A 20956-nucleotide genomic window follows, 5' to 3' on the forward strand; every position below is an offset into this window, starting at 1 on the left:
TGCCTCCTTGATGATGAAAAAACAAAAAACCGCTTATACAAGCGGTTTTTTTATGAAAACAGGGGCAACAAGAGTCGAACTCGTATCGATGGTTTTGGAGACCACTGTTCTACCATTGAACTATACCCCTAAATCAAATGCTCACCTATTTTAGCGCACTTTGCGCTGCTTGTCAAGATGTAAATCAAAATTTCTTGAAAAGGGTACAAGTTTATGATAAAATGATTTGGTGAATTTAAAGAATCAGGAGGCAGCAAATGGACATTGCAGAGGCCGTCAAACAAATTGCAGACGCAGAGATTGAAAAGCTGATTCTCAGCAATCCAAAGAATAAAAGCGTTCCTTATCAAAAAATGACGGTACGGCCGCTTCTCATTCAAAAGCAGAAAAGGTATCAGCTGGAGCGCTTTACAGAGCGACAGGCGTTTCAGGAAAATATAGAACCGGCAGCTTTAGCGCAGGTGCTCAGTCAGAGCCTGCAGGAGGAGTATTCTCAGCTTGATGGCTGGAGCCATGAGGCAAGCTACTGGATTAAGATCTCTAAAAAAGGCAAGGTGTTTTTTAAAGAAAAAAAGAAAAAGCAGCCCGGCGCTTCGCAGGAGCTGGGCCAGCAGAACCGAAAGAAGCAGTATTTGCTGGAGGCAGCGCAGGTGCCTCAGCCGCTGGTGGATCTGGGTGTGATTACAAAAGAAGGCAAAGTGGTTGCGGCAAAGTATGACAAGTATAAACAGATCAACCGTTTTATCGAAATGATCGATGAAGGGATCGGGCCGGAAGTCAAACAGATCCATATCATTGATTTTGGATGCGGCAAATCCTACTTAACATTTGTTTTATATCATTATTTGACGCAGGTGCGGCAGATAGAGGCTCAGATGGTGGGGCTGGATCTGAAGGCGGATGTAATCGAGAAATGCAATCAAATAGCAGAGCGCTACGGATATGACGGCCTGCATTTTGAGGTGGGCAATATCGAAGGGTACACCCCTCATTTTTCTGTGGATATGGTGATCAGCCTGCATGCATGCGATACAGCGACAGATTTTGCCTTATACAATGCCGTGCAGTGGAAAACCGCGCGCATTTACAGCGTGCCCTGCTGTCAGCATGAGCTGTGTCATCAGATGAGACGGCAAAGCGCAGGCAGCTTAACGGAGTATGGTCTTTTAAAAGAACGGTTTGCAGCCCTGCTGACCGATGCGCTTCGGGCCGATCTTCTGCGTGCGCAAGGGTATCAGGTTGACCTGCTGGAGTTTGTCGATATGGAGCATTCGCCTAAAAACCTGTTAATCCGCGCTGTAAAAAAGACAGAATCCCTCAGTCAAAATCAGAGCGCAAAGGAGAGAGCAGAGGCGGCCATGGCTGCGTATCAGGTCATGCCCACCCTGTACCGGCTGCTTTATGAAGAGGATATGAAGTAATGGAGCGAGTGGATATCCGTTCATTTTCCGTGCCGGAGCTATCGGCTCTGTATGCATCTCCTGCCTTTGAGCAGCGTTTTACCTATGAAGGAGAAGACTTAGGCGCGGTCTACACCTATGAATATACGACATGGAAGCTTTGGTCGCCGGCAGCGGAGAAGGTTATGCTTCAGCTGTATGCGACAGGGAGCGATGAAGAGGCCGGTGCCCGTCTGATTGGCCGATATCCGATGGAAGCGCCCAAGGCAGCCGGCGTGTGGGAGCTGCGGCTGCAAGGCGATTATCGGAATGTGTATTATACCTATGCGGTCACAACGGCAGGCAGCACTGAAGAAACGGCAGACCCCTACGCCAAGGCAGCCGGCGTCAATGGCCGGCGCAGCATGGTGGTTGATTTAAAGAAAACCAATCCTGCAGGCTGGGAGCGGGATACTTATTATTTTGCAAAGCCGTCAACCGAGGCAATCATCTGGGAGACGCATGTCAGAGACTTTTCAATTGCAGAAAATTCAGGCATGCGCTACAAAGGAAAGTTTCTGGCATTTACTGAAACAGGGACCACCGTCGCACAGGACGGCTGCCATCCGACAGGTATTGATTATCTAAAGGAGCTGGGCATTACCCATGTGCATTTAATGCCGGTATTTGACTTCGCCAGTATTGACGAAGCCAAAGAAAGCAATGAGGCCTATAACTGGGGGTATGATCCGCTTAATTATAACGTACCGGAAGGCTCCTATGCGACCAATCCTTATGACGGCAATATTCGCATTCGGGAGATGAAGGCGATGATTCTGGCCCTTCATCAAGCCGGGATCGGCGTGATCATGGACGTAGTGTATAATCATACCTATTACACCGAAGAATCCTGGTTTCACAAAACCATGCCCTATTATTACCATCGAACGATGCCGGACGGACGGTTTGGCAATGCCTCCGGATGCGGCAATGAAACAGCCTCCGAGCGCAGTATGATGCGGCAGTATATGATCACCTCCCTCAAATACTGGGCCACAGAATATCATATCGATGGCTTCCGTTTTGATTTAATGGGGATACACGATGTAGATACTATGAACGAGATCCGAAGAGAGCTGGACAGCCTTCCGCACGGCAGAAGCATTTTAATATATGGAGAGCCGTGGTCGGCACTTCCTCCCTGTCTGCCGGAGGGCTGCATAGCAGCCAATAAATGGAATGCGGCCTGCCTTGACGAGCGGATTGCTGTTTTTGATGATGAAACGCGGGACTGCATTAAAGGCAGCGCCTTCGATGTTGAGCATGTGGGGTTTGTCAATGGGGGACAAAACATGGAAAATCAGCTTGAATGGGCCATCCGTGCTCATTCAGGAGAGAGCAGGCGCCTGAAATCGCCTTCTCAGGCAGTGACCTATGTGTCCAGCCACGATAACTATACGCTGTGGGATAAAATCTCATTGACCGTGCATGGGGATCAATCCGGCTATGATATTCCGGAGCTGATCCGTCTTGCCGTCAACAAAATGGCAGCGGCCATTGTATTGACGTCTCAGGGAATTGCATTTTTTCAGTCCGGAGAGGAATTCGGCAGAACCAAATACGGCGATCATAACAGCTACTGCTCACCGGATCAGATCAATCAGCTGGACTGGCAGCGTACAATTGTATTTGCAGAGCTCCTCGACTACTACAAGGGTCTGATTCGGATCAGAAAAAGCTTTTCTGGATTTACCGACTGGCGGGCAGCGCATGTGGAGAAAATTCATTTTACCGCGCTGGAGGAGTATCTGGTGGCCTACACGCTCGAAGGCAGTCGGGAAGGAGAGCCCGAGATGGCAGTGGTTTGTTTTAATGCCGGAGGCTTTAGCCGCGAGGTAGAGCTAAAGACATGGGATGGCCGGCCGGCCTCAGCTTGCTGGCAGATCATGGCCAATGAGACAAGTGCCGGCACGGAGCCTCTGAGCATAGTGCAGGGAGACAGGCTGTCAGTGTATATCCGCGGTGTTTTGATTGCCTTTTCTGAAAAGAAAAAATGATTGATGATCAGCCAATATTAAAAGCGATGGACGGTTAAAGGTCCATCGCTTTTTCATAAGCAAGGGCAAAAGCATCGATATCCGCATAACGCCGCACTTGGATATCTGCTTTTTTGTATTCGCTCAAATATTCATTTAGCATATCATCATACGCCTTTGCCGTTTCATGCAAATCCTGTGCATTGTACGCTTTTAGGGCGTCATATCTGCTTATATCGGCTTCCTCACGGATCTCTGAGAACATAGCATTGGAGCTGATTAAGCTCATAAAGGCAAGATGACGATTCTCCGTTTTGGCGGCAGCATACATTTTATTGCGCCAATTGGAATACATCTCCTCATAGGTGCCCGTCAAGGCTTCTTTTGTTACGGGCTTTCTGGGAGGCATAAGCGATTCTTTTACACGCTGAAATACGGCCAGTGTTTCTCCCATCAGGACAGATAAATGCTTTTGCACCGAGGCAGCAGAAGGGGCGGATATGATGGCTTCTATCCGGTCACAGATCCTTTCCGGCCGGTACTGCAATTGCTTTAGCTCGTCATAGGTGCGATTTACGCCATAGTGAAAATACTGCTTGTTCAGCATAGCAAGCGCATTTTCTATATAATAAATCGTCCTGCCTGCGCCATCTAATACTTCCGTCCTTTGCTGCGAGACCATAGCTGCTGTATAAGCATGCTCCGCCTCTTTTAACAGCGTCTCGGCTTTCAGATAGTCCTCTTCCGAGAAGGGAGCTGCCAGAATGGCCCTGGCCATTTGCCGCAGGGCGTCCAAACGGTTTCTGTGTTTTTCATCTGCGCAATAAACGATTTTGGCATCCATAAGCTTAGAGATATGAGGATGCTCATACCGGGCATCGCTTTCCAGACGCTCCCAGGTAGTACAGTAGATGTCATGTCCAACCTGCAGGTCATCCTGTATAAAAGCACAGGCTAACGGGCAGTCTCTGTCATCATTGACGAGAACGAGCAGATCCAAATCTGATTTTTCATAAAAATCTCCGCGCATAAAGGAGCCATTGATCCCGATCAAGGCGAGGGCATCCGGGCACAGATGATTGGCTTTTTTTATGATGGCTTCTATCATCTTTTGATTTCTTTTTTCTAACGGCAGCATTACAAAGTCTCCTATCCTTTTTTGATGCTTTTAGTTTATCAGGAGTCAAAGACAGGGACAAGGGAAAGAATCGTTCAACAAAAAGTCACCAGCAAAATAAAGCAAAAAATTTTTACAAAAATTCCCTTTCTTTATCATATGACAGCAGGTTTCGGCAAAATCTGCGCCGTATGTTGAAGACAAAAGGAGGCGCCGCCTTTATAATAACAAAAAAAGGACCTATGAGATGAAACCAATTACGTTTTATTATGGAAAGAAACCGTCTCTTCGCGGCAGGCAGATCCTCTTTGCATGCCTGCAGGCAGATACAATCACGCAGCTGCATGCAAACTGGAAGCAAGAGGTGCTAAGCATATGCCCTAAGGATCAGGTGCTGCAGGGGGCCGCAGCGGAAAGCCCCCATTTTACCTGCTGGCTGGGCATGCATTTACGGCCAGTTTTAGATACGGATACATTGCAGCTGATGGATTATGATCTGCTTTTCATGTCCGCTATTGCAGGCGGATATGAGCGCAGAGCCCGGTATTTTTTTATGCTGGTGCTTTACAGTCTGGCTGAATACTGGAACCTTCAGCTCTATGCAAAAAATGGGATATTCTTGCAGGGAAAACTCTGTCAAACAGCGCGTCACTGCTGGACAGCAGGCTGCTCAGAGAGGGAAAGGCCTGGAGAGTCTTCACTGTGCCAGCGTGCGCTGGAAAGAGTTTTGGGCATGTCGCAGAGAGGCGGGTTTCATAGAGGGCCGGATATCCGGCAGAGCTCCTGCTTCAGGCCAGACTGCTGCGACTGGCAGATGCTGTATCAGTGGGGGGCGAGGCTGCCGCAGGAGGAGCCGTGGATTCGTCAGGTGGAGAGGATTGGCCAGAAACAGAAATGTGAATCCGCAAGAAGCATAGCATGGATATGCATATTGGTGATGTTTTTTCGCGAAGAGGGCATAGCTGAATGGGTAAGAGAGGGAAAGAAAAAGGCTGTGTTTGAAATTCAAAAACCCGGCATAAGATGGCGCTTTGAGGTTGAAAGAGTGATTGACGGAGAAAAAAAAGCGTGCTATAGTAACAAAAGGTTAGCAGAAAGGAAGCGAAGAGATGATTGCAAAAAAAATGAAAGATTTGGTGCTGAATGGGTCAACGATTCGGGCGATGTTTGAAGAAGGAAAAAAGATGGCCGAGCAGTATGGAAAGGAAAATGTCTATGATTTTTCGCTTGGCAACCCCAATACGCCGCCGCCAGAATCCGTCAAAAAAGCAGCTCTTGCTATTTTGCAGGAAGAAGAGCCAATTCGTCTGCATGGCTATATGAGCAATGCAGGCTATGAGGATGTGCGGGACCGTTTGGCCGAGAGTCTCAATCGGCGGCATCAGATGCAGTATACAAGGGATAATTTAGTTTTAACGGTAGGAGCCGCCGGTGCGCTGAATGTTGCCCTTAAAACCATCATAGAGCCGGAGGATGAGGTGGTTTTGCTGGCGCCGTTTTTTGGAGAGTATATTCATTATGTGCAGAATTTTCAGGGAGTTCCCGTTATTGTTCCGCCGGATATCCCTAATTTTTCAATCAATTTTGAGGCTCTAGAGGCTAAGCTAAGTCAGAAGACAAAGGCGCTGATTCTCAATACCCCCAACAACCCGACAGGTGTGATTTATTCAGAAAAAGAGATTCAGCAGCTGGCTGAGCTGCTGAGAAAAAAACAAAAAGAATACGGCCATGCCATTTATCTGATTTCCGATGAACCATACCGGGAAATCGTGTTTGGCGGTCAGACCGTACCCTATTTGCCAAAGTTTTATGAAAATACATTTGTGGGATATTCGTATAGTAAGTCGCTTTCTTTGCCGGGAGAAAGAATCGGTTATCTGGTGATTCATCAGGAGATGGAAGAGGCGGAGGAAACGATGCAGGCCGCATCGGTTGCCAATCGGATTCTGGGCTTTGTGAATGCCCCCTCTTTGATGCAGCGCGTGATTGGTATGTGCGCAGAAGAGGTTTCGGATATGACCGTATATCAGGAAAATAAAGAGATTTTATATCGGGAGCTGACAGCCATGGGATTTGAGATGAGCGAGCCGCAGGGCGCCTTTTATATGTTTCCCAAATCTCCGATTGCGGATGAAAAGGTTTTTTGTCAGGCAGCCAAACGGTATCGGATCCTGCTCGTGCCAGGCAGTACCTTCGCGTGTCCCGGCTATTTCCGTTTAGCTTTCTGTGTTTCTAAGGAAACCGTGCTTAATTCTCTGGAAGGCTTTCGTCAGCTGGCGAAGGAGTTTGGTCTTGGCGGGCAGGGCGGCCCAAAAGCCGGCCTGTAAGCTGAGACAAGATCTGGATGAAGCCGGCACGCTCAGCATCACAGCCTGCGACAAGAGGAAGACGGGCAATTTCCTGCGATTCAGAGCGATAAATAATCTCGCCGATCGGATCTCCTGCTTTGACTGGCAGGGAAACGGGCTCCGCATAGACAATTTCCGTTTGCAGGGAGGAAGGGTCAAGGGACTGTCCTTTATTGGTCAGAACGCCGACATTGCCCTGAATGAGTACGGGAAGCTGCTGTATGTTGCTGCCGCTTATGGTAAGCGTATCGGCCTGGGTGCCATCGGTTTCCAGATTTAAAAAGCCATAATTGCCAAAGCCGTAATTGAGCAGAGCTGTAACCTCACTGGTGCGGATCTCTTTGGTTTCCGCCCCCATGATGACGGCGATCAGGCTTAGGTCGCCGCGGGTTGCCGTGCCGGAAAGAGAATATTTTGCCAGGCGGGTAAAGCCGGTTTTGAGACCTGTCATACCCTCATAGCTCTGAATCATTTTATTAGTATTGGCCATATCCGTTTCGCCGGGGCCACTTCTCCAGACATGGGGCATCATTTCATGCCAGGTGGTTGTATATTCGGTGACTTCAGGAAAATGATTCAGAAGCTCACGAGACATCAGCGCAATATCATGCGCGCTGGTGACATGGCCGTCTGCATCCAGGCCGCAGGGGTTGACAAAATGGGTATCGTTCATGCCAAGCTCCTGGGCGCGCTGGTTCATGAGCGCAACGAAGCCCTCTTGGCTGCCGCCGATATATTCAGCAGTTGCGATGGCGGCATCATTGCCAGAGGCAATGCACATGCCCTTGATGAGGTTTTTTAAGGCGATTTGTTCACCGCTCTCTAAAAGAATGGTAGAGCCTCCATAGCCGGCGGCATTGTCGCTGACGGTGACCATGTCGTCCATGGTAGCTTTTCCATCCCGTACAGCTTCATAAGCCAATAAAATTGTCATGATTTTAGTCACACTGGCCGGGCGTAGCTGTTTATGGCTGCCCTGTTCATAGAGAATCTGTCCGGTCCGCGTCTCCATTAAAATGGCACCGGGCGAAGTGATACCCAGGGAGGCAGCCGCCGGGTCAGAGTCGGAAGCAGTATCAGTTTCAGTTTCTTCGGCAGCAGCCTCGATAGTGCCCTCTGGTAAAAAGGGAATCGGTAAAAAAATGTAGCTAAGCCAAAATGCGGCTATTAAAACAAATGCGATCGTTTTTCTCATGATCAATGAAACCTCCGTCTTTATGTTAGAATGACTCTTTAACTTAAGTATAAGAGAGGAAAAGAGGAATTATGCTAATGTTTCAAAAGTGGAGCAAATCAATTCGATAAGGAGACAGTAAAGCAATGAAGATTAAAGAAATACAAATCGGAGAGGTGCAGATTCCATTGGTAACGCCGTTTCGTACGGCGCTGCGTACAGTCGAGGCCGTGGATGATATTCTGATACGGGTGATCGGCGATAATGGTATGGAAGGATTCGGAGAGGCGCCGCCGACTGCCGTGATTACCGGCGACACCAAGGGCTCCATCCGTACAGCTGTGCAGGAGTTTATTGCGCCGGCGCTCATTGGCATGGAAATAGAGGATATGGACGGTATCATGAAAAAGCTGCATGGTTGCATTTTGAAAAATACTTCTGCAAAAGCGGCCGTGGATATGGCCCTGTATGATTTGTATGCGAAGAATCTGGGCCAGCCGCTTTACAAGGTGCTGGGCGGTCACAGTGCCAAAGTAGAGACGGATTTGACGATTAGCGTAGGACCTGTTGAAACAATGGTGGATGACAGCCTGAAAGCGGCAAAGCAGGGTTTTCGGATTTTAAAGATTAAGGTTGGCAAGGAAGGACTGGCGGATGTAGAACGGATCCGCGCGATTCGTGAGGCGGTCGGAAAGGATATTCAGCTGAGAGTAGATGCCAATCAGGGGTGGAGCGCCAAAGAGGCTGTGCGCATCATCAGTGCGCTGGAGGATCTGGATTTGAATATTGATCTGGTAGAGCAGCCGGTAGGGGCACATGATCTTGCGGGCATGCAGTATGTGACGCAGCATGTGGCAACGCCGATCTTGGCAGACGAAAGTGTCTTTTGTGCAGAGGATGCAATCCGCATTATCCAGATGGGAGCGGCGGATTTGATCAATATTAAGCTCATGAAGACCGGCGGTATTTATGAGGCTCTGAAAATTTGCGGCATTGCCGAAATATACGGAGTGGAGTGCATGATGGGCTGTATGCTGGAGAGCAAATTGGCAGTAAGTGCCGGCGCGCATCTGGCGGGAGCAAAAGGAATTATTACTCGGGCCGATCTGGACGGCCCGGGGCTGTGCCGGATAGATCCCTATGAGGGAGGGCCGCAGTATCAGGCTAATTGGATCTATTTAAATGAAACGCCGGGGCTTGGCATCACGAAGGTGCCCTGCTTTGCATGATGGAGAAGAGAATGAAAACAGGAATAATTCAAGTGGGTATCGCACCGCTTTATGCAGAGCCAAAGGAGCAGCAGGTGCTGATTGACGAAGGCTTGTACGGTATGGAGGCAGAGATTTTAGAGCAGGAGGGAAGCTTCTGCAGGGTGCGGATGGAGTATCGGTATGAGGGATATATTCACAAAGAGCATATCCGAGAAGGAGGATGGCCGGCCGGTGAAAGGCTGAGGGTTTTGAAAAACCAGATTGACGTGATGAACAAACCTGAAGTGGATAGCATATGCCTAGCAACCATGCCCCGCGGCAGTGTGCTGCAGAAAGGAAGGCAGCCGGCGCCTGAGGGATGGATCTCTGTGCGTCTGGCAAACGGAGCAGAAGGATATACCAAAAAGAGTTTTCTGCATGCCTATCAGCCATTATCCTTTGAGAAGCCGGCGGCAGAGGAGGAGCTGCTGCGGCAGCGCTTAGTCGACGCGGCAAAAGCTTATGAAGGGACGGCATACAGATGGGGAGGAAAATCTCCGCAGGGAATTGATTGTTCAGGTCTTTGCAGTATGGCTTATCTGCTTAATGGAATCGTGATTTATCGGGATGCCGCCATTAAAGACGGGTTTCCCATTCACCGCATTGCCAAGGAAGCGATGAAAAAAGGCGATCTGGTTCTGTTTAAAGGCCATGTGGCAATGTATATCGGAGGACCCAGAAAGCTTTATATTCATAGTACGGCCAGAGCCGGCAGCGATGGAGTGGACTATAATAGCTTTGAACCGGGAGACTCCTTGTATCGTCAGGATTTGGCTGAAGGCATTTTGGAGGTAGGCAGTCTTTTCGGTGAGGAGCAGAAGGCATAATGGAAGGATTAAAGGTGCGCCTGCCGGTTTTTGAAGGGCCGCTTGAGCTTTTGCTGCATTTGATTGAAAAAAACAAACTGGATATTTATGATATCCCTGTGTTTGAGATTACGAAGCAGTATCTGGCCTATCTGAAGAGCTGGGATGAAATGAATATGGAGGTTGCCAGTGAATTTATCGTCATGGCGGCCACTTTAATCAGTATTAAGGCAAAGCGGTTGTTGCCGGCGGCACAGAAGCAGGAAGAAGAGGAAGAGGACGAAGAGGCGCTCCTGCTGAGAAGACTCCTACTGTATAAGCGGTATAAAGAAGGAGCTGCGCAGCTGGCAGCTCATCTGCGCAATGAGCATGAGCTCATTCTGACCAGAAAGCCGGAAACAATTCAGGGAAGCCGTCCTGTTCCGCCTGTGGCGGAGCTGCTGAAGGAAACAAGCCTGCAGCAGCTTTATACCTTATTTCAGCAGGCTATGCGCAGTAAAAGAGAGAGCTATGATACGGTGCGGGCGCATTTTCGTTCGGTGGAGAAGGAGACCTATACGGTTTCGGAAAAAATACAGGTGCTGCGTGAGACACTGGAGCTTTTTGAACAGGTGAGCTTTTATGAGCTTAAGGAAAAAAGCCGTTCCAAGAATGAGACGATTACGTATTTTATGGCGATGCTGGAGCTGAGCCGGATGAATCAGGTAAAGCTGGATCAGCAAAGGCTGTTTGGAGATATCATTATGAAGCCAAAGACGATGGAGGAGAGGGCGCATGGAGAAACGCTGCCTGGCGAAGGAGTATAGAGTGCTGGAGGCGCTGCTGTTTGCAGCCGGTGAGCCGGTGAGCCCGGCGGATATGAGCAAGGTGCTGGGGCTTACGGAGCAGCAGTGCAGGAGAATGACGGAGCGTCTGGCGCTGCTCTATGAGAAGGAGCAGCGGGGCATGCAGATTTTGCAGGTGGAAAAGGCGTATCAGATGACGACAAGGCCGGCATATTATGATGACATTAAGGTCCTTTATCAGTCCGCTCAAAAGGTAAGGCTTACGGATACGCAGATGGAGACGCTGGCGATTATTGCCTATAAACAGCCGGTGACGAAACAGGAAATCGATGATATCCGCGGAGTGAAGAGTGATCATGTGGTGAATCGCCTGATGGAATTTGGTCTGGTGGAGGAAGCAGGGCGGTTAAAGGCGCCTGGGCGGCCGGCACTTTTTAAAACGTCAAATGAATTTCTGCGCAGCTTTGGGCTGACCAGCATTCAGGAGATGCCGAAACTGGAAGAGGAAATACCGCCTGTAAAAGAAGAGACGCCGCTTCCGGTACAGGAAACGCTTTCGATGGAGGATTCAGCGCCGGAGGAATCATAAAAAAGGCCCTTTTGCCATATACAAACAGTAGACAAATGGCAGGAGGGTTTTTGTATGAGAAAAGGGCATAGGATGTGCGCCGGGCTGGCGTGCCTCTTGATTTTGCTGGGCACCATCGGGCAGCCGGTTTTGGCGCAGGCGGAGGAGCCGGAGGCAGAGCAGCTGCACGCAGGCAGTGCGGTGGTCATGGAGGCGGAGAGCGGCCGGATTCTGTATGAGAAAAATGGCAACGAGAAGCGGGCGATGGCCAGCACAACTAAAATTATGACGCTGCTGGTGGCGCTTGAATATGGAGATTTAGAGCAGATCGTCACGGTGAGCGAAAGAGCGGCCGGGCAGCCAAAGGTCAATATGAATATGAAAGCGGGCGAGACATTTCGGCTGAGAGATCTGCTTTATGCCATGATGCTGGTCTCCTATAATGATGCGGCGATGGCTGTGGCAGAGGCGGTTGGCGGCAGCTGCGAGGAGTTCTGCTATCTGATGAATCTGAAAGCAAGAGAGCTGGGAGCAGACCAGACGCATTTTTCAACGCCCAACGGACTGGATGCAGAGGATCATTACAGTACGGCAGTGGATATGGCCACGATTGCACGGGCTGCCTTTCAGGATCAGGACGCGATGGAAATTATGCAGACGATGACCTATACAATAGAGCAAAATGAGATGAACAGCCGCAGCGTAGCGCTGCAGAATAAAAACCCCCTGCTTTCTTCCTATACGGCGGCAGTGGGCGGTAAAACGGGATTTACATCAAAGGCTGGCCTCTGCCTAGTGGGAATGGCGGAGAAAGATGGCGTGCAGCTGATTTCGGTTGTGCTGGGCAGCGGCTGGCCGCCGCATTCCAATTACCGGGTAGCGGATACATTGAAGCTTTTCCAGTATGGATATGCGGATTTTCATCAGCAGGAGATCAAGGCAGAGACATTAGATGAGCATGTAGTCGTAGAGGTTTCGGGCGGTTTTGTATCATCGGTGAGTACACGCATAGAAGGAACACTTTCGTATTATATGAAAGAAGGCGAAGAGATCACGGTATTTTATGATCTTCCCTATGTTGTGCCAGCGCCGGTGGAAGCAGGACAGGTGCTGGGAGAGGCCGCCATATGCGTGGAAGGCAGGGCCGTTGGATATGTGCCGGTGCTGGCTCAGGAGAGTGCAGAAGAGAAAAGCTTTGGGAGGATATTATGGAACGTTTGCAGAAATATATGGCCCAGTGTGGGTGCGGGTCCAGAAGAAAATGCGAGGAGTGGATCGCAGCAGGAATGGTTAGGGTGAATGGCCGCACCGTAACAGAGCAGGGGACAAAGGTGGATCCAGAACGGGATATCGTGGAATTCAGAGGAAAAAAGCTGCAGGAGGTGCAGCAGTCGGTGACGGTGATGCTGCATAAGCCGGCGGGATATGTGACTACCAGCCATGATCAATTTGGAAGGCCGGATGTGTGCCAGCTGGTGCAGATGCCGGGAATTCGCTTATATCCCGTGGGACGGCTGGATTATCAGACGACGGGGCTTTTGCTTTTGACAAATGACGGAGATCTGGCATACCGCCTCACACATCCGGGGCACGGAGTACCAAAGGTGTACCATGCGCTTGTGCAGGGGGAGATTGATGGGCAGGCGCTGCGCAAGATGGAGGCAGGAATTGTGCTGAAGGATGGCTATAAAACGGCTAAGGCGAAGGCACGCTTATTATCAAGGGCCGGGAGCAATAGCCGGATTGAGATTACGATTTACGAAGGAAAGAATCATCAGGTGAGGCAAATGGCGAAGGCGGTAGGGCATCCGGTGCTGCGGCTCATGCGGGTGCAGGAGGGAGCGCTGGAGCTGGGAGATCTGGAAGAGGGCCGCTATCGTATTTTGACGGCCGCAGAAGTCAAGATGTTGAAAAGTCTGAAATAAGATGGACGAAAAGGAAAATCCTGCAAAAAATGAGGATTTGGCTTGAAAAACGAAGGAAAAGCGCTATAATATGAAGTGCAAAAAACATATTTCAAGGATGGACAATACCATGAAGACGAAGCAGGATGATGTTTTAATTAGAATTCACGATGGCTATCCCAAGATGAGTAAGGGGCAGAAGCTATTGGCTGATTATATTACGGATCATTATGATAAAGCCGTATATCTGACGGCGGCCAAGCTAGGGACGGTAGTAGGCGTATCGGAGTCGACAGTGGTGCGCTTTGCCGGCGAGCTGGGATATGACGGTTATCCGGGGCTGCAGAGAGCGCTGGAGGATATGATTCGGATCCGCCTTACGGCGCTGCAGCGGATGGAGGTCACGCGGAGCCGGATGGATGAAGATCATATTGTTTCCTCTATTTTGCAGGCAGATATTGAAAATATTAAGGAGACGCTGGACGTCGTAGAAGAAAGTACCTTTAAGGAAGCAGTTGATACGATCCTGCGCGCTAAATCCGTCTATATTCTGGGGGTGCGCAGCAGCGCGCCGCTGGCAAGCTTTTTGGGATACTATATGAATCTGGTGTTTGACAATGTAAAGCTGATTCATACCAACAGCATCAGCGAGACGTTTGAACAGATGCTGAGTATCGGGCCTGCGGACGTGCTGATTGGTATTAGCTTCCCCAGATATTCTAAAAGAACAGTAAAGGCAATGGATTTTGCCAAGGCCAGAGGGGCCAGCGTGATTGCCATTACTGACAGTGACCAGTCGCCGATTGCGACCAGTGCAGAATGTGTTTTAAAGGCTCACAGCAATATGATTTCTTTTGTAGATTCTATGGTAGGCCCGCTGAGTCTTTTAAATGCGCTGGTAGTGGCACTGAGTATGAACCGGCAGGCAGAAGTAAAGAAAAATTTAGAAAGCCTGGAACGCATTTGGCAGGAATATGATGTGTACGAAAGCGCGGGAGAAGAGAGTAAAACATTTGGAAAGCTGCTTTCATGATGTATGATGTAGTTGTGGTAGGGGCCGGCGCTGCCGGGCTGATTGCCGCCGGTAAGGCGGCAGAGGCTGGAGCCCGGACCCTTTTATTGGAAAAAAATGAAAAGGTTGGGCGCAAAATTGGAATTACAGGTAAGGGGCGCTGCAATGTAACCAATGCATGCGACCAGCGTGCATTTATGGAAAATATTGTGACGAATGCACGCTTTCTGTATTCAGCCTGCGCCCATTTTACGGCGCAGGACACGATGCAGCTCTTGGAGGCGCATCGTGTGCCGCTTAAAATAGAGCGGGGACAGCGGGTATTTCCTGTATCGGATCGGGCCTTTGATATCATTGATGGTTTGCTGCGCTATGTAAAAAAAGCCGGCGCAGTGCTGCGGACGCAGCAGCCGGTGCAGCGTATCAGGAGGCAGCAGCAGGGATTTATTGTACAAACAAGCAGCGCTGCATTTGAGACGAGGGCCGTGGTCCTTTGCACAGGGGGACTTAGCTATTCGTCCACCGGATCCTCGGGCGATGGGCACCGCATGGCGGCAGGGCTTGGACTAGAGCTTGTTCCCGGCGTGCCGGGCTTGATTCCTTTGACAGTGAAGGAGAGCTGGTGCCGGGATTTGATGGGGGTTTCGCTTAAAAATGCGGCGATTCGGATTACGCAGGGGCCGGAAGGGAAGGCGGTGTATGAGGATTTTGGAGAGATGCTGTTTACTCATTTTGGGGTAAGCGGGCCGATTGTTCTGAGTGCATCCAGCCGTGTGCAGGCCTATCTGCGAAAGAAAAAGCAGACCTTTGAAGAGGCGGAGCTTTGGCTGCATATCGATCTGAAGAGCGCGCTGACAGCGCAGGAGCTGGATCAGCGGCTTTTGAGGGATTTTGAAAAGTACCGGACCAGAAATTTTCAAAATGCGCTGACAGATTTGCTGCCGCGTAAGATGATTCCGGTGATGGTGAAGCTTTCGGGCATCGAGGCCGCACAAAAGGTGAGCGACCTTACGAGAGAGCAGAGGCAAACGCTGGGAAGGCTGCTGAAGGATTTGCGGCTTTCGATCAGCGGGACGCGGCCGCTGGAAGAGGCGATTGTGACGATGGGCGGCATTGCTGTGCAGGAGCTGGCACCGGCAACGATGATGCTTAAGAAGCTGCCGGGGCTTTTTGCGGCAGGAGAGCTGCTGGATGTGGATGCGCTCACAGGCGGATTTAATCTGCAGCTGGCTTTTTCGACGGGAGCGGCGGCCGGCATAGGGGCTGCAGAATTTGCAAGAGAGAAGGAGAGAGAATATGCTGAATGTGGCGATTGACGGACCGAGCGGAGCCGGTAAAAGTACGGTGGCTAAAGCAGCGGCGCAGAAAATGGGGCTGCACTATGTGGATACGGGTGCTTTGTACCGGGCGGTCGGATATGTGCTGGCGCAAAAAGGAATGGATCTGGAAAGCGCTGAGCAGGTGGAGCAGCAGCTGCCGCTTTTAGAGGTGCGCCTTTATTATGAGGAGGACGGACAGCATGTGGCGGTTAATGGATGTGATGTGACGCCTTTTTTGCGCACGGCGGAGGCAGGAGATGGCGGAAGCAAGGTGGCGGTGCACAGAGCTGTACGGGAAAAGCTGCTGGGGATTCAGAGGCAGGCGGCGCAGGAGTATGATGTGATTATGGATGGACGCGATATCGGTACGCATGTGCTGCCGCAGGCGAATCTGAAAATTTTTATTACGGCTTCAGCTGAGGAGAGAGGCCGCAGGCGCTATTGCGAGCTGCAGGAAAACGGGACGCTCAGCGTAGGTCTGGAGCAGATTATCCAGGAGATTGCAGAGCGGGATGAGCGGGATACTAAAAGGGAGATTGCGCCGCTTAGACAAGCTGAGGATGCCCTGCTGCTGGATACAACCCATATGCCGCTGCAGGAAGTGGTCGATACGGTGTGCCGCCTGATCAGCGAGGCGACGCAGTGAAAATTACAATTGCAAAGACAGCAGGCTTTTGCTTTGGAGTCCGCAATGCCATCCGTGTGGCACAGGAGGAGGCTGAGAAAAGGAAGAGGCCGGTCTATACGTATGGTCCGCTGATTCATAATCGGGACGTGATTGGCAAATTGGAAGAGCAGCAGATTTTTGCCCTGCAGGATCCGGCAGAGCTAAAAGCAGGCGATGCAGTCATCATCCGTGCGCATGGCGTGGGGGAAGCGGTTTACCAGATGCTGGAAGAGAGGTCGGTTCAGATCATAGATGCAACATGCCCCTATGTTAAAAAAATTCATGATATCGTGCGGCAGCAGGGAGAAAAGGGAGATCAGGTGATCATTTTAGGAGATCCGCAGCACCCGGAGGTGCAGGGAATCGAGGGATGGTGCCTGCAAAAACCGTATATTTATCAAACAGAAGAAGAAATTGTTGCCGGCGCGCCGCCTAAAGGGGTGCGGTACACGCTTGTGGCCCAAACGACATTTGATCAATATAAATTTAGAAAAATTGTTGAGTTTCTTGACAAGATGGAGTATAATCTATATGTGTGCCCTACAATATGCACAGCGACGGCCCAACATCAGACGGAAGCGCTTGAGTTAGCGAAATCGAGTGATGCGGTGATTGTCATTGGCGGGAAGCATAGTTCGAATACCCGCAAACTATACAACCTTTGTCTATCTGAGTGCGCGAGCACGTATTATGTGGAAAATGCAGAGGAATTGTCTAGCGTGAGATTAAAGCCGGATGCTTTGGCTGTAGGGATAACAGCCGGAGCTTCAACGCCGGATTATATTATTCAGGAGGTAGTAAGTAAGATGAGCGAGAGCAACATTTTCGAAGAAATGCTAAACGAAAGTTTTAAAGAAATTCATTCCCGTGATATCGTGTCCGGTACGGTAGCGCAGGTAACGGATAATGAGATCGTGTTTAATATTGGGTATAAGTGCGATGGAACTATGACAAAGGCTGAATTTGGCGGCAGTGATGCACCTCTGACCGAGCAGGTTCAGGTGGGAGATACCATGGAGGTCATGGTCGTGAAGGTGGGCGACAGTGAAGTGACGCTTAGCCGCCGCCGTCTGGTACAGGATCTTGCCTATGCTGAGCTGGAAAGCGCAATGGAGAATAAAGAAATTTTAACCGGTATCGTAACAGAGACATTGGAAAACGGCGTCATTGTGCGTCATGGCGATGTCAAGGTCTTTATTCCGTCTTCTTTGTGCGATGTGCGCCGGATTGACGTAAAGACGCTTTTAAATCAGGAGATTGAGTACCGCATTATTCGTCTGCAGCGTAAGCGCGGGCGTGTTATGGGCGACCGCCGCAGCGTAATTGCGGAAAAAAGAGCAGCGCTTCGTGAAGAGACCGTGCAAAAGCTGGTAGAGGGCGCTCATTTAATGGGGACGGTAAAAAATATTACCAATTACTGTGCGTTTGTTGATTTAGGCGGAATTGACGGTATGCTGCATGTTTCAGAAATGGGCTGGGCAACGGTGCGCAATCCTAACCGGTATGTAAAGACGGACGAGCAGATCGAGGTTATGGTGAAATCCTATGATCCGGAGACGCAGCGCATTTCCTTAACAACTAAATTCCCGGAGACAAATCCGTGGCAGGATGCAGCTGAAAAATATGCGGTTGGCAATATTGTAGCCGGCAAGGTGGTCCGTTTCGCTGATTTTGGCGCCTTTGTTGAACTGCAGAAAGGGATTGATGCACTGATACATATCTCTCATCTTTCCCGCAAGTTTGTTAAGCATCCGTCAGAAGTGCTTACCATTGGACAGGAGATCGAAGCAAAGGTAATTGATTTTGATGAAGAGGCAAAAAGAATCAGCCTCAGCATGAGAGAGCTGGAGCCGGAAGAGCCGGAGACGGAAGAAGAGATCGTAGAAGAAGAGACGGAGACAACTGAGGAAGAATAAACGGCCATCAAGGCTGAGGAGAAAGGGCTGTTGCATACACAACGGCCCTTTTGTTTTCTATAAGATAAGGAGACGGCTGTGCGGACGATTGAATCGGAGCTGAATCTGACAGCGCAGGAGAGAGAGGATGCTTTGGCCAGATGGATGCTGCTGGGTAAACCGGAGACGGTGTTATTTCTGGACATTGAAACAACGGGCTTTTCAAGACTGTATGACAGCGTTTATTTGGTGGGAATGGTGTGTTATGAAAAGGGCTGCTTTGTGGCTAAGCAGTTTTTGGCAGGCGGTCTTTCGGAGGAAGCAGAGCTCTTGCAGAGGGCGCTAGCGGAGATCAGACGGTTTCCCATCTGTGTGACCTATAATGGGGAAATGTTCGATCTGCCTTTTTTGGAAGAGAGAGCAAAACGGCTTCGGGTCTGGAGCACAGAGGATGCACAATTTGCAGCGCAAAGACACTCGGTGGATTTGCTCCGGCTGTATCGGCGGCATCAAGCTTTTTTTGGATGGAGCAATATGAAGCTGAAAACGGTGGAGCGGTTTTTGGGCGCCAGTCGCGAGGATCCCTTTGACGGTGGTCAGCTCATTGAGGTGTTCTATGAATATGCCCGTACAGAGGATGAACGGCTTGCAATGGTTTTGCTGCTTCATAATTATGAGGATGTATGCAATCTGCCGCACTTGCTTTTGGTGCAGCAGTTTATGCAGATGTTAAAAAACGGCCGGATCGAGCAGATTACATATGAACAGGGCCGGCTGCAGATTGCATGGGACAGGCCGTTTGTGTTAAGCCATTGTGCGGAAATAGCCTTAAACGCTAAAAAGAAAAAGGATGCGTCATATCCAAGGGCTCGGTTTAGCTTTGAGGCAGGGAGTGCCGTGTGTGAGATTGATCTGCCTTCTTGTGAAGAGCCGGTTTATTATTATTTGCCGAATGCAAAGGATTATTATTTTATACCGGCACAGGGGGAAATCGTGCACAAGACCCTGGCCTATGATGTGCCTGCCGGCGAAAGGCGGAAAGCGAAGCCGGCTGAATGTGTTCTGCGGGGACAAGGCAGTTTTGTACAGGCGCTTCCGGCCCCTGCCGGTCTGCGCACCTATCGGAAGGCATATAAAGGCGCGGAGGTGTATGTGGAGATGACGGAGCTACAAGAATGGCTGAAGACGGCAGAACCGGAGGCGGCGCAGGCCTGGGGTCGGCAGTTTTTTGAGCTGCTGTAGGCGGCGCAGGAGGAGAGATATATGGAGACAGGAAGACATAATTTGCGGCCTGCTTATAAGGAAGAGGGCCGGAAGGAAGCGGAGCGGCAGCGCAGAATTATTGAGCAGCTAAAGGAAAGAGCAGATAAGCCGCGGACTTATTTTGTGGTGACAATGGGCTGCCAGATGAATGCACGGGACTCAGAGAAATTGATTGGGATTTTGGAGGAGATCGGGTGCCGGCCTAGTGAAAAGGAGGAGCAGGCGGATCTGGTGGTTTATAATACCTGCTGCGTGCGGGAGAACGCGGAGCAGAAGGTGTACGGACGGCTTGGCTATCTGAAAAGCTTTAAGAAAAAAAATCCTCATATGAAAATTGCGCTGTGCGGCTGTATGATGCAGGAAGAGCTGGTACTGGAAAAGCTTAAAAAATCCTATCCGCAGGTGGACTTGATTTTCGGTACGTATAATATCTATAAATTCCCCGAGCTGCTGCAGGCGCTGCTGGATGGCGGCGGCCAGATGATTGACATCTGGCAGGAGCAGCAGGAAATCGTAGAGGATCTGCCCTCAATTCGCAAGCACCGATTCAAAGCGTCGGTGAATATTATGTATGGCTGCAATAATTTCTGTACGTATTGTATCGTGCCCTATGTCAGAGGCCGGGAGCGGAGCCGGAAGCCAGAAAATATTTTAGCGGAAATTGAGAGCCTGGCGCAGGATGGCGTGAAGGAAATTCAGCTTTTGGGGCAGAATGTGAATTCATATGGCAAGAATCTGGCGGAGCCAATCAGCTTTGCCAGGCTGCTGGAGATGGTCAATGAAATCGAGGGAATTGAACGCATTCGGTTTATGACGTCGCATCCGAAGGATTTGTCGCAGGAGCTGATTGATGCGATGGCCAAGCTGGATAAGGTGTGTCCGCATTTTCATTTGCCGCTGCAGTCAGGAAGTGATCGGCTTCTGAAGGAAATGAACCGGCATTATGATCAGGCAAAATATCTGGATATTGTGAAACGGCTGAAGAAGGCTGTGCCAGAAATTGCGATTACGACAGATATCATTGTCGGATTCCCGGGAGAGACGCGGGAGGATTTTCTGGAGACGGTCAAGGTGGCGGAAGAGGTGCGCTTTGATGGTGCTTTTACCTTTATCTACTCTAAAAGAGAGGGCACGCCGGCAGCGCGGATGCCGCAGGTGGATCCGGAGGAGGCTAAGGAGAATTTTGATCAGCTGCTGGAAGTGCTGGAAAGGGTTGCCTATACAGACCGGCAAACCTGGGTTGGACGCCGCGTGAAGGTGCTGGCAGAGGATGTGAGCAAAAATGATGCGCGTATGCTGTCGGGGAGAGATGAGCATAATCATTTGGTGCATTTTGTCGCAGACCAGAAGCAGCTTGGAAAGACGCTGCCGGTGATCATTACGGAGGCATCCGCATTTTATATGACAGGAAGGGTAGAGACCGAGAAATGATC

Annotated in this window: 18 protein-coding genes and 1 tRNA gene; 16 read left to right on the forward strand and 3 right to left on the reverse strand. The window is 50.1% G+C overall.

What is annotated here, in order from left to right; all coding sequences use genetic code 11:
• Positions 1-59: 59 nt before the first annotated feature.
• Positions 60-130 (reverse strand) — tRNA-Trp (locus HFE64_03775).
• 127 nt (positions 131-257) lie between these two features.
• Between HFE64_03775 and HFE64_03780 the strand changes: the two genes are divergently transcribed.
• Entirely contained in the window at positions 258-1421 is a 1164-nt protein-coding gene (locus HFE64_03780) for an SAM-dependent methyltransferase (protein MCI8632589.1), read from the forward strand.
• The gene (pulA, locus tag HFE64_03785) at positions 1421-3436 is read left to right on the forward strand and encodes a type I pullulanase (protein MCI8632590.1); all 2016 of its coding nucleotides are present in this window, start codon (positions 1421-1423) and stop codon (positions 3434-3436) included. The genes HFE64_03780 and pulA overlap by 1 nt, the downstream gene beginning before the upstream one ends.
• Positions 3437-3470: 34 nt before the next feature.
• Here the strand turns inward: pulA and HFE64_03790 are convergent, their stop codons facing one another.
• The gene (locus HFE64_03790) at positions 3471-4553 is read right to left on the reverse strand and encodes a hypothetical protein (GenBank protein ID MCI8632591.1); all 1083 of its coding nucleotides are present in this window, start codon (positions 4551-4553) and stop codon (positions 3471-3473) included.
• Positions 4554-4779: 226 nt separating this feature from the next.
• Here HFE64_03790 and HFE64_03795 point away from each other — a divergent pair, with 226 nt between their 5' ends.
• The gene (locus tag HFE64_03795) at positions 4780-5703 is read left to right on the forward strand and encodes a hypothetical protein (GenBank protein MCI8632592.1); all 924 of its coding nucleotides are present in this window, start codon (positions 4780-4782) and stop codon (positions 5701-5703) included.
• Positions 5642-6859, forward strand: coding sequence for a pyridoxal phosphate-dependent aminotransferase (locus HFE64_03800; GenBank protein MCI8632593.1), 1218 nt, complete (start codon positions 5642-5644; stop codon positions 6857-6859). The genes HFE64_03795 and HFE64_03800 overlap by 62 nt, the downstream gene beginning before the upstream one ends.
• Here the strand turns inward: HFE64_03800 and HFE64_03805 are convergent.
• Positions 6780-8075, reverse strand: coding sequence for a D-alanyl-D-alanine carboxypeptidase (locus tag HFE64_03805; protein ID MCI8632594.1), 1296 nt, complete (start codon positions 8073-8075; stop codon positions 6780-6782). The genes HFE64_03800 and HFE64_03805 overlap by 80 nt on opposite strands.
• Positions 8076-8200: 125 nt before the next feature.
• Between HFE64_03805 and HFE64_03810 the strand changes: the two genes are divergently transcribed.
• From HFE64_03810 to miaB, 12 genes are all read left to right on the forward strand, one after another.
• Positions 8201-9283: a dipeptide epimerase gene (locus tag HFE64_03810; GenBank protein MCI8632595.1), complete on the forward strand. Its 1083-nt coding sequence runs from the start codon at positions 8201-8203 to the stop codon at positions 9281-9283.
• An 11-nt stretch (positions 9284-9294) separates the two neighbouring features.
• Positions 9295-10131 carry a C40 family peptidase gene (locus HFE64_03815; GenBank protein MCI8632596.1) on the forward strand — a complete coding sequence of 279 codons (837 nt, stop codon included), beginning with the start codon at positions 9295-9297 and terminating at the stop codon, positions 10129-10131.
• Positions 10131-10916 (forward strand): segregation/condensation protein A, encoded by a 786-nt coding sequence (locus HFE64_03820; GenBank protein MCI8632597.1) that lies wholly within the window; start codon positions 10131-10133, stop codon positions 10914-10916. Before HFE64_03815 ends, HFE64_03820 begins: the two co-directional genes overlap by 1 nt.
• Positions 10885-11484, forward strand: a complete 600-nt coding sequence (gene scpB / locus HFE64_03825; protein MCI8632598.1) for an SMC-Scp complex subunit ScpB — start codon at positions 10885-10887, stop codon at positions 11482-11484. Before HFE64_03820 ends, scpB begins: the two co-directional genes overlap by 32 nt.
• 54 nt (positions 11485-11538) lie before the next feature.
• Positions 11539-12762 (forward strand): D-alanyl-D-alanine carboxypeptidase, encoded by a 1224-nt coding sequence (locus tag HFE64_03830; GenBank protein ID MCI8632599.1) that lies wholly within the window; start codon positions 11539-11541, stop codon positions 12760-12762.
• Entirely contained in the window at positions 12672-13388 is a 717-nt protein-coding gene (locus tag HFE64_03835; protein ID MCI8632600.1) for an rRNA pseudouridine synthase, read from the forward strand. Before HFE64_03830 ends, HFE64_03835 begins: the two co-directional genes overlap by 91 nt.
• A 97-nt stretch (positions 13389-13485) precedes the next feature.
• Positions 13486-14400, forward strand: coding sequence for a MurR/RpiR family transcriptional regulator (locus HFE64_03840; protein ID MCI8632601.1), 915 nt, complete (start codon positions 13486-13488; stop codon positions 14398-14400).
• Positions 14397-15695, forward strand: a complete 1299-nt coding sequence (locus HFE64_03845) for an NAD(P)/FAD-dependent oxidoreductase (GenBank protein ID MCI8632602.1) — start codon at positions 14397-14399, stop codon at positions 15693-15695. The genes HFE64_03840 and HFE64_03845 overlap by 4 nt, the downstream gene beginning before the upstream one ends.
• The gene (locus HFE64_03850) at positions 15676-16344 is read left to right on the forward strand and encodes a (d)CMP kinase (protein ID MCI8632603.1); all 669 of its coding nucleotides are present in this window, start codon (positions 15676-15678) and stop codon (positions 16342-16344) included. Before HFE64_03845 ends, HFE64_03850 begins: the two co-directional genes overlap by 20 nt.
• Positions 16341-18281 (forward strand): bifunctional 4-hydroxy-3-methylbut-2-enyl diphosphate reductase/30S ribosomal protein S1, encoded by a 1941-nt coding sequence (locus HFE64_03855; protein MCI8632604.1) that lies wholly within the window; start codon positions 16341-16343, stop codon positions 18279-18281. Before HFE64_03850 ends, HFE64_03855 begins: the two co-directional genes overlap by 4 nt.
• 78 nt (positions 18282-18359) lie before the next feature.
• Entirely contained in the window at positions 18360-19502 is a 1143-nt protein-coding gene (locus tag HFE64_03860; GenBank protein ID MCI8632605.1) for a ribonuclease H-like domain-containing protein, read from the forward strand.
• 21 nt (positions 19503-19523) lie between these two features.
• A complete protein-coding gene (miaB, locus tag HFE64_03865; GenBank protein MCI8632606.1) occupies positions 19524-20954 on the forward strand; it encodes a tRNA (N6-isopentenyl adenosine(37)-C2)-methylthiotransferase MiaB in 1431 nt (476 codons plus the stop codon).
• The last annotated feature ends 2 nt before the right edge of the window (positions 20955-20956 follow it).

The organism is Lachnospiraceae bacterium (assembly GCA_022794035.1).
GTDB lineage: Bacteria > Bacillota > Clostridia > Lachnospirales > Bianqueaceae > CALWPV01.

Coding starts and splice junctions, on each gene's coding strand:
- HFE64_03780 (MCI8632589.1), top strand. CDS start 258: ATGGACATTGCAGAGGCCGTCAAACAAATTGCAGACGCAGAGATTGAA.
- pulA (MCI8632590.1), top strand. CDS start 1,421: ATGGAGCGAGTGGATATCCGTTCATTTTCCGTGCCGGAGCTATCGGCT.
- HFE64_03790 (MCI8632591.1), bottom strand. CDS start 4,553: ATGCTGCCGTTAGAAAAAAGAAATCAAAAGATGATAGAAGCCATCATA.
- HFE64_03795 (MCI8632592.1), top strand. CDS start 4,780: ATGAAACCAATTACGTTTTATTATGGAAAGAAACCGTCTCTTCGCGGC.
- HFE64_03800 (MCI8632593.1), top strand. CDS start 5,642: ATGATTGCAAAAAAAATGAAAGATTTGGTGCTGAATGGGTCAACGATT.
- HFE64_03805 (MCI8632594.1), bottom strand. CDS start 8,075: ATGAGAAAAACGATCGCATTTGTTTTAATAGCCGCATTTTGGCTTAGC.
- HFE64_03810 (MCI8632595.1), top strand. CDS start 8,201: ATGAAGATTAAAGAAATACAAATCGGAGAGGTGCAGATTCCATTGGTA.
- HFE64_03815 (MCI8632596.1), top strand. CDS start 9,295: ATGAAAACAGGAATAATTCAAGTGGGTATCGCACCGCTTTATGCAGAG.
- HFE64_03820 (MCI8632597.1), top strand. CDS start 10,131: ATGGAAGGATTAAAGGTGCGCCTGCCGGTTTTTGAAGGGCCGCTTGAG.
- scpB (MCI8632598.1), top strand. CDS start 10,885: ATGGAGAAACGCTGCCTGGCGAAGGAGTATAGAGTGCTGGAGGCGCTG.
- HFE64_03830 (MCI8632599.1), top strand. CDS start 11,539: ATGAGAAAAGGGCATAGGATGTGCGCCGGGCTGGCGTGCCTCTTGATT.
- HFE64_03835 (MCI8632600.1), top strand. CDS start 12,672: ATGGAACGTTTGCAGAAATATATGGCCCAGTGTGGGTGCGGGTCCAGA.
- HFE64_03840 (MCI8632601.1), top strand. CDS start 13,486: ATGGACAATACCATGAAGACGAAGCAGGATGATGTTTTAATTAGAATT.
- HFE64_03845 (MCI8632602.1), top strand. CDS start 14,397: ATGATGTATGATGTAGTTGTGGTAGGGGCCGGCGCTGCCGGGCTGATT.
- HFE64_03850 (MCI8632603.1), top strand. CDS start 15,676: ATGCTGAATGTGGCGATTGACGGACCGAGCGGAGCCGGTAAAAGTACG.
- miaB (MCI8632606.1), top strand. CDS start 19,524: ATGGAGACAGGAAGACATAATTTGCGGCCTGCTTATAAGGAAGAGGGC.